This is a genomic window from Photobacterium sp. OFAV2-7, assembly GCF_022347985.1.
Taxonomy (GTDB): domain Bacteria; phylum Pseudomonadota; class Gammaproteobacteria; order Enterobacterales; family Vibrionaceae; genus Photobacterium.
Genome location: NZ_JAKRFQ010000630.1, coordinates 1 through 3,182 on the forward strand (window position 1 = coordinate 1; position 3,182 = coordinate 3,182).

The window sequence follows — 3,182 nt, forward strand, 5'->3', positions numbered from 1 at the left end:
CTTTGGTATTGTCATCAATCAATTCTGCCAGGCTTTCAGGACTATCATCTTTGGCAAATCGTACTTCGATACCTTGTTTCGGTAGCATATGGGCAAACAGGGTATAGGTGCCGCCATATAGCTGGGGAGTCGAAATAATGTTATCGCCAGCTTCTGCCAAGGCCAGGATGGCATAGTTAATTGCTGCACTACCTGCGCTGACAACAAGGCCGGCAATACCGCCTTCCAACGCAGCCATACGCTGCTCCAGTACATCGTTAGTCGGGTTCATAATTCGGGTATAAATATTACCCGGCACCTCAAGGTTAAACAGATCCGCTCCATGCTGAGCGTCATCAAATTCATAGGCCACAGTTTGATAAATAGGTGTAGCTACAGACTTGGTTGTCGGATCTGTTTCGTATCCATAATGTATCGATAGCGTTTCGTCTTTCATTGTTCTTCCTTGATTGAAACTGGTGAAAATACCCGTTGGTATTATTATCACTAACCAGTATGTCAAAGGACGTTCTTAAAAACTATAGCTATGATTTTTCATGGGTTTGTTCGAAATAATATGCGAACTAAATCATTTTCCCCAGCACATCATTTTCAGGTCTTTCAAAGAACCGGTGTTTTAGCGCACCCGCAATATGAGCAAACAGAACACCAATCATGCCGTAAGCAAGGTATTTATGGATTGTGATCATAAATTTTGTGGTGTTGTAGTCTTTTTCTATCGGGAACAGTGGCAGTTCAGTGCCGAAAAACCAGATTGAATGTAGCGGCGGAACACCGGGAAAATCGGGAACAGCTGATGAAGCGATATAGCCGACAACCGGAATACTGAGCATAAATCCATACAGAGTGTACTGAGCGGTTTTAGCTGCTATACGTGCATGCAGGGGCAAGCTTGATGGCATCTCGGGAATTTGACTTCGCACTCTTACTACCAGGCGAATAAGAACCAGAATAAAAGCTAATACGCCAAAGGCTCTGTGCCAGTGGTATAACGCGAACTTATCAGTAGATTCCATCGGAAGGGCTGCCATATAGAGCCCAAGAGCAAGGAGCCCGATAATGAGTGCTGCCATAATCCAGTGCAACAGCCGCATGGATACTGAAAACTTATTGGTTGGAGTGGTTCGCTTCATTGTTTGTTCCTTTTCATAAGGCATCACTATGGGGAGTTGGTGTTCCATGTAAGCAGCAATGCCGTCGATAACATGACTGTAAAGTTACATAATTTTCATATGAAGATTAATTGGGTGAATATGGATATATATTTTCCATATGACTTTTAATGATGATTTGAAAGTGATAGTTGATGCCTTTCTGTGAATTGGCTAGTGGTGGCTGTTGTTATGAGTGAGAGTTTTTAGGTGAAAGTGTGAAGTGTCTCTCAATCGGTTTTGCAAGGATGTAACTGAAGGGGAAGGGGTTTTAATTGCTTATTGAGTTTGGTTATATCGAAAAAGAGATGAGTTATTTAGCGTTAATAAGGAAATTGAATGTCTGACTATGGTTTTTGGTTGTTGTTTTTTTCGACGGCACTTGCATTGAATATCGCCCCGGGGCCAGATTTGTTTTACATCCTCACCAAAACGATAGCCAGTGGTAAAAAAGTGGGCATAGCCTCAGCGCTTGGAGTGTGTACAGGAGCTTTGTTTCACGTATTTGCTGCCGCCGTTGGGCTGTCGGCTGTATTGGCTTCATCAGCACTGGCATTTACAGTAGTAAAGTATATCGGGGCAGGCTATTTGCTCTATTTAGCCTGGCAGTCATTTTCTTCCTCTGGATCTTTGTTGAATATCGACGCAAAACGCGGGCTGAAAGAAACGCCGATAGCTGCTTTTAAGCAGGGCGTACTGGTTGATATTCTCAACCCTAAGGTCGCTATCTTTTTTATGGCTTTTCTTCCTCAGTTTGTCCGCGAAGGACATGGTCCCGTAACGTTGCAACTCATGTATTTAGGGCTGTTGGTTATCGCGGTCGCCATTGTTGTTGAGGTTTTCTATGTACTGGCGGCTTCAATGCTGACGCATAAGCTGAGAAATAACCAGCGATTCAGTCAGTGGCTTGATCGTTTCGTAGGAACAGTCTTCGTCGTGTTGGGAATAAAGTTAGTTGCGAGTAGCTAACGCCACTGTGTATACAGGGCTGTATAACCTCCTTGCTATACTTATGGCATCGAAATGATGAATTTGTCGGGCAGGTGATGATGTGAAGATTTTCTACGTTGTTGTAATGATGCTTTCGATGTTTGGGTTTACCGGTTGTTCCAACAACCCTTACGGTGACTCCTATGGCGTTGCCGATACGCGGACAATCCAGCAGGTACGATACGGAACCATTATGAAAACTGAGCCAGTCAGCATTGAAGGTGAAGGGCAGGTTGTCGGCGCTGTAGCAGGTGCTGCCGTTGGTGGTATTCTCGGATCAAAGATCGGTGGGGGATCCGGTTCGGATATCGCAGCAATCGGTGGTGGTGTACTTGGTGGCGTTGCAGGTAGCAAAGCGGCCGAAGGTGTTACTCGACGAGACGGTGTTAACCTGACAATCAAGATGGATGATGGTGAAACCATTGCGATTGTACAGGAGGTAAATCCAAGCATGATCTTTCAGGTCGGGCAAAGAGTCAGAGTGAATATAGATGGAAAAACGGCTCGCGTGGTGCCTGAATAGCGCGTTCTCATAGCTGTACTCTTGTATAGCCATGTATAAAAACCACTGTAACCCACACAGTGGTTTTTTGTTATTAGTCATAGAGGTAGCACCATTCTTTCGTTCAGGGTGGTAAACATGCCTGTATCCGGTGTAAGGTGAAGACACTTATCTATCAGACAGATTTATCATGACTTATTTAGCGTGTGTTGAAGTAGAGCCAAATGTTGAACCTACCGCAGCCGTAATTTGGCTTCATGGGCTGGGGTCCAACGGCCATGATTTCGAGGCTATTCTGCCAGAGCTGAACTTACCGCAAGATGCGCCTGTTCGCTTTATTTTTCCTCATTCACCATCTCTGGCGGTAACCATCAATGGCGGTATGGTGATGCCTGCCTGGTATGACATTCTTGAAATGGGGGCTGGACGTAAACTTAACACCGAGCAGCTTTTGGATTCAGCCAAAAGAGTGACTGATTTAATTGAACGCGAGATCGAGCGTGGTATAGATAGTGATCGTATATTGGTTGCTGGCTTTT

Annotated in this window: 4 protein-coding genes and 1 pseudogene; 3 read left to right on the plus strand and 2 right to left on the minus strand. The window is 44.8% G+C overall.

Features of this window, described 5'->3' with window-relative positions; translation table 11 throughout:
- Positions 1-436: PLP-dependent transferase (locus MHN01_RS22055; RefSeq protein ID WP_239413453.1), on the minus strand; the 436-nt coding region annotated here is incomplete at its 3' end.
- A gap of 127 nt (positions 437-563) precedes the next feature.
- A complete protein-coding gene (locus MHN01_RS22060; RefSeq protein ID WP_239413455.1) occupies positions 564-1,181 on the minus strand; it encodes a cytochrome b in 618 nt (205 codons plus the stop codon).
- A 309-nt stretch (positions 1,182-1,490) separates the two neighbouring features.
- Here MHN01_RS22060 and MHN01_RS22065 point away from each other — a divergent pair, with 309 nt between their 5' ends.
- From MHN01_RS22065 to MHN01_RS22075, 3 genes and pseudogenes are all read left to right on the plus strand, one after another.
- The gene (locus MHN01_RS22065; protein WP_239413456.1) at positions 1,491-2,120 is read left to right on the plus strand and encodes a LysE family translocator; all 630 of its coding nucleotides are present in this window, start codon (positions 1,491-1,493) and stop codon (positions 2,118-2,120) included.
- A 106-nt stretch (positions 2,121-2,226) separates the two neighbouring features.
- Positions 2,227-2,664 carry a glycine zipper 2TM domain-containing protein gene (locus tag MHN01_RS22070; protein WP_239413460.1) on the plus strand — a complete coding sequence of 146 codons (438 nt, stop codon included), beginning with the start codon at positions 2,227-2,229 and terminating at the stop codon, positions 2,662-2,664.
- A 169-nt stretch (positions 2,665-2,833) separates the two neighbouring features.
- Positions 2,834-3,182, plus strand: a pseudogene (locus MHN01_RS22075) (alpha/beta hydrolase); the annotation flags it as partial.